Origin of the sequence: Thiohalocapsa sp., assembly GCF_019695415.1 — a bacterium.
GTDB lineage: Bacteria > Pseudomonadota > Gammaproteobacteria > Chromatiales > Chromatiaceae > Thiohalocapsa.
In genome coordinates, this window is the sequence record NZ_JAIFKJ010000262.1 from 1 (window position 1) to 4,498 (window position 4,498).

The 4,498-nt window shown below is 69.6% G+C and carries 5 protein-coding genes and 1 pseudogene; 3 read left to right on the forward strand and 3 right to left on the reverse strand.

Features of this window, described 5'->3' with window-relative positions:
- Positions 1-293: 293 nt before the first annotated feature.
- The 3 genes from I6U14_RS07570 to I6U14_RS07580 form a co-directional block, all read right to left on the reverse strand.
- The gene (locus I6U14_RS07570) at positions 294-1,082 is read right to left on the reverse strand and encodes a DnaJ domain-containing protein (protein ID WP_296898183.1); all 789 of its coding nucleotides are present in this window, start codon (positions 1,080-1,082) and stop codon (positions 294-296) included.
- 37 nt (positions 1,083-1,119) lie between these two features.
- Positions 1,120-1,833: a VWA domain-containing protein gene (locus I6U14_RS07575; RefSeq protein ID WP_296898184.1), complete on the reverse strand. Its 714-nt coding sequence runs from the start codon at positions 1,831-1,833 to the stop codon at positions 1,120-1,122.
- Between the two features lie 108 nt (positions 1,834-1,941).
- Positions 1,942-2,517 (reverse strand): nucleotidyltransferase family protein, encoded by a 576-nt coding sequence (locus tag I6U14_RS07580; RefSeq protein WP_296898185.1) that lies wholly within the window; start codon positions 2,515-2,517, stop codon positions 1,942-1,944.
- A 129-nt stretch (positions 2,518-2,646) separates the two neighbouring features.
- On the opposite strand from I6U14_RS07580, the gene I6U14_RS07585 reads away from it, so the two are divergent.
- The 3 genes and pseudogenes from I6U14_RS07585 to I6U14_RS07595 form a co-directional block, all read left to right on the forward strand.
- Positions 2,647-3,333, forward strand: a complete 687-nt coding sequence (locus tag I6U14_RS07585; RefSeq protein WP_296898186.1) for a tellurite resistance TerB family protein — start codon at positions 2,647-2,649, stop codon at positions 3,331-3,333.
- 255 nt (positions 3,334-3,588) lie between these two features.
- Entirely contained in the window at positions 3,589-3,978 is a 390-nt protein-coding gene (locus tag I6U14_RS07590) for a glutathione S-transferase N-terminal domain-containing protein (protein WP_296898187.1), read from the forward strand.
- A 10-nt stretch (positions 3,979-3,988) separates the two neighbouring features.
- Positions 3,989-4,498, forward strand: a pseudogene (locus I6U14_RS07595) (hypothetical protein); the annotation flags it as partial.

Sequence of the window (4,498 nt, forward strand, 5' to 3'; positions counted from 1 at the left end):
TGGCGGGGCGTCCTGCCCCGCACGGGAAGCGCCAATAAATCGGCGCTTCCCTAGCAGAACAGCCAGAGTAGGGCGGTCACTCGAAACCGACAGGGCCCGAGTGGGCAGGACCGACTCTCTGGGTCTCGTGAGTGATCCAGAAAATGTGCCGGTTTCGCAACAACATACGACGCTCGCTCGATCCGCTATGTCCGGTCATGGCCGGCTGTTGCCATTCCAGCAAGGTCCGCAGGGCATCCGCTGTCTGTCTGATTGCTGACCGCACGCCCTGCGCGACGCGTAGCCGAAGTCCATCACTCCCCCAGCAGCAAATCCTTTGCCGCGTTGATCTGCGCGGCTAGATAGTCGCTGCCGCCGCGGTCCGGATGGAGGCGCTGCATGAGGCGGCGATGGGCAGCGCGGATGGCATCGGCGTCGGCGCCGGGCTCCAGCCCCAGGATGGACCAGGCATCGTCCTTGGTCATCCCGCGCGCCGCGGCTTGCCCGCCACCCGCGCCCTGCCCGGCGCCGGCGCTGCCGGCGGCGGCTGCGTCTTCGCGCCAATCCGCGTGCTCGCGGTCCAGGTAGGCCGTGAGCACCGCAGCGGAGCGCGCATCGGATTCCTGGTAGAGCTCCAGCATACGCAGCAGCTGGGGCAATGTGAGCTGCGACAGCCGCTGGCCGGCGAAGGGGCCTTCCAGCACCTCGCCGTCCATGGCGCCGGTATCGTGGTGCAGGGACATGTCGAGATATCGGGTGCGGATGGAGGACTGCCGCCCGCTCGCGGCGCCGCGCCCGCCGCCACCGAGGCCGCCCACGGAGCCTGGTCCCACCAGGCCCAGTGACTGCAGCATACGGTGCAGTGCCGGCAGTGCCTGGAGCAGATTGAGCGCCCGGAAGACCACGGGCACCGCCGCGGCGGCGGCTGCGAACAGCGGGTTCAGCCGGCCGCTCAGCACCGCGAGCAGCAGCAGCGCAGCCGCGCCCCAGACGGCCGCCTTGCGCAGCACCGCAGCCACCCGTTGGGGCGGGGTGTTGCGGAACCAGTGCAAGAACCACCAGAGCGCGAAGCCGATGGCCAGCAGGACGATCAGCCGCCCCATGTGCGCCCTCCCGTCGGCCACCCCATCACCAGACTGGTCATCGCTTCTCCAACTGCTGAGTCAGTTGCAGCACCGATCCACCCCGGCGCCGGCCGAACTCGGTGAGCGCCTTACGCCCGCCGGCGGCGAACACTGCAACGGCGCTCAGCAGGTCCTTGAGCACCTGGGGGCTGCGGTGGTCAAACGGGCACCAGGCCCCACCGGATAGCCTCGCGATGTCCTTCAACACCCGCTCGGCCTGCGGCTCCCGGCCCTCCTGGAAGACGAACACGGGTACTCCGAGGAGCCCGAGCTCCCCCGCGGCGCCGGCCAGCCGGTCGTGATCTTCTTCCACGCAGTCGCCGACAAAGACTAGGGCATTGACGGGCTTAAGCGCGGCCTCCGCTTTGGCATGCGCCAACACCCGGCCGATCTGCGTAAGCCCCGCAATGCAGCGCACCCGGGTCATGCGCGGCAACAGCTCCTCGGCGCTGGCGCACCATGGGGAGGCATGGAACTCGCGGAAGCCGCCGTAGTGGCAGAGCTGCACTTGAAGCCCGCCCAGGTCGCGCGTCTCGTGAAACATGGCGGCCTGGATGTCCGCGGCGCGGTCCCAGGTGGGCTCGCGGCTCGCGGTGGCGTCCATGGCGAAGATGAGTCGGCCGCCAGCTCCGGGCTTGGCGCGCTGCGGTGTGCGCGCCACCTGATCGAGGAAGGCGCCGATCTCGCGGTCGCTGGATGTGCGCTCGAGGTCTTTACGGGTTGCGGTCATGCGGGTCTCGAAATGATGCAGTCGCGGGGGCCGCCTGCCGCGCGGCGGGGGGACCCCCGTGTCCTCGTTCGACCCCTGGCGGCGCGGCGGGTGCCCAGGATGCCGAGCTCAGCCACCGGCGGCCGCCAGATCGCCCGGCCAGTCGACATCGCGCAGCACGCCGGGATCGTCGACATCCACCCTAACCATGCGGCCTGCATGGGCGCGGAGCAATCGGCGCGCACCCTCATCGCCGCGGAGACCGAGCAGATGGTCACGAAAGCCCGCCGCGAGTCCCACCGGATGGCCGCGGCGTCCGCCATAGCTCGGCGCCGCAATGGGCGCACCGCGGGCCAGTGCCGCTGCCACCGCGGCGATGCTCGCGGGCCGTACGAAAGGCATGTCCCCGAGCGCAATGAGCCAGCCGTCAGCCTGGGCGCTCGCCCGCACACCGCAGGCCAGGCTGTGCCCCATCCCGAGGTCGGCATCGACACAGGGCGTCAGCCGGACGCCCAGCCGCGCCAGGGCCGGGGCGATACCGGCGTCGGCGGTGCGCACCACGGCGAGCGTTTCGCAACCCGCCGCCAGCAGGTTTTGCGCGGCGGCAACGCCCACCGGCGTGCCGTCCGGAAGCGCAGCAGACAACTTGTCGGCACCGAACCGCCGTCCAGCGCCGGCGGCGAGCAGCAGGGCACAGATGCGCACGGAGCCGCTGTCAGCCGCCACTGCGGTATGGATTTTTGGGGCAACTGATCATCGCTGTGCAACCGCGCTGGAGTAAACTCGACTGCGCTGTCATCACATCCGAACACACCACACCGGAGGACGCCACCAATGGCCTTCAAAGACATGCTCGACCAGATGCTTGCCGCTGGCAAGGACCTCGCCGCCCAAGGGACTCAGCTCGCTGAAAAACACATGAACTTGCCGCCGGAAGGACCGGAGCGGGATGCCATGCTCGGCAACCTGGGCAAAGGCGCTGTCGCCGGCGGCGCCCTGGTTGCCCTGCTCGGTACCGAATTCGGCCGCAAGCTCACGGGCACTGCCGCGGCCCTGGGCGGCCTCGGCCTGCTCGGCAAGGTAGCGCATGACGCCTTCAAGACCTGGCAAGCGGATCAGGGCGACAGTGCGCATCCGGGCACGCCGGTGCAGGAACTGCCCGGGGCACAGGCCGAGCAGCGCAGCCAGAGCCTGTTCAAGGCCATGATCGCCGCCGCGAAGGCCGACGGCCATGTGGACGACGCCGAGCGCCGGGCCATCCAACAGGCCGTCAGCAATCTCGGGCTCGACGACGACACCCGGCTCATGCTGGATGCGGAGCTGGCGCGGCCGCTGGACGTCCAGGATATCGCCGCCGGCGCTGACTCCCGGGAAGCGGCAGCGGAAATCTATCTCGCCTCGCTCTTCGTCATCGATACCGCCAACCCTGCGGAGCGCAGCTATCTCGATCGGCTCGCCGCCGCCCTGGACCTGCATCCGGACCTCACGGCGCAGCTCGAGGCCAAGGCGGCCGCTGCCTAGGAAGTTGCTGCTGGACTTCTGGAAGCTCAGGAGCTTGCATCGCTAACGAAGCGGTCAACTGCCCGATGAGAGGATAATTCTCTACCGCACCCGCATCGAGGCCAAACAGCCTGAGCGCCAGGCGCTGCGCGAGCAGCAGCTGCAACCCGTCGCCGAAGATCGTTACGGAACCCGTACGCCACGACTGCGCTCCAAAGGCGCAGCCGGTTGGCATAGCCTTGCCGCCAAGAAGAAAGAACACAACGAGGACTACTCATGTTGCTCAAGCTCGTCCGCGAAGGGCTCGGACGTACCATCGCGTTCGTCGACCGCATCACCCGACCGACACCACTCCAGCGTACGCCCGAGGCGCAGCAGCAGGTGGAGCAGGCCATCAGCGGCATGGCACTGTATCAATACTTCGCCTGCCCCTTCTGCATCAAGACGCGCCGTGCGCTGCACCGTCTGAACCTGCCGCTGGAGCTGCGCGACGCTCAGAACGACGCGGAGCACCGCGGCACACTCGCCCGCGAAGGCGGGCGCATCCAGGTGCCCTGCTTGCGCATCGACTCGGCGGAAGGCACCCAGTGGCTCTACGAATCTGACGACATCATCCGTTATCTCGAGCAACGCTTCGGCGCGGCCCCTGCCGTACAAGCGGGCTGAGCTGCTTGGCGTGACCGTCTGGCCGCGCAAGGGCGCACAGGGTGCTTCGGCGATCTATTCGCTGGCGCTGTCAATAGCCCTGGCACTGCCGCTGCCAGCGGCCGCTGAAGCGTCCGCATCGCAGGCAGCGGCGCAGACGCCCGCCACCTTCGACTCGCTAGGTAACGAGGCGCCTGATCCATCCACGCAGCGCGCCGTCCCCGGGGTTCCCATCGCGCAGGATATTGAGGCCCTGTCGGCCATCCCGCTGCGCCGCGAGATCGCCCGCGCGGAGGGCCGCATCGGCGACCTCGAAAAGTCTCGGGACGAAGCGCTCGCGGGGTTCGCTGCCGCCGTCACCGCGGCCGCAGCACCGGCCGCCCCCAGCGCGCCTGCCGCCGCCGCTCACACCGCTCCACCCCCGGGCGCCACCGTGGCAGCCCCCGCCAGCCCCCCCGCAGACCCTCCCCAACCCGCACCGCCCCCCCCCGCGCCCGCCCCCCCCCACCCCCCCCCCCCCCACCCCGCCCAAGCCCCCCGG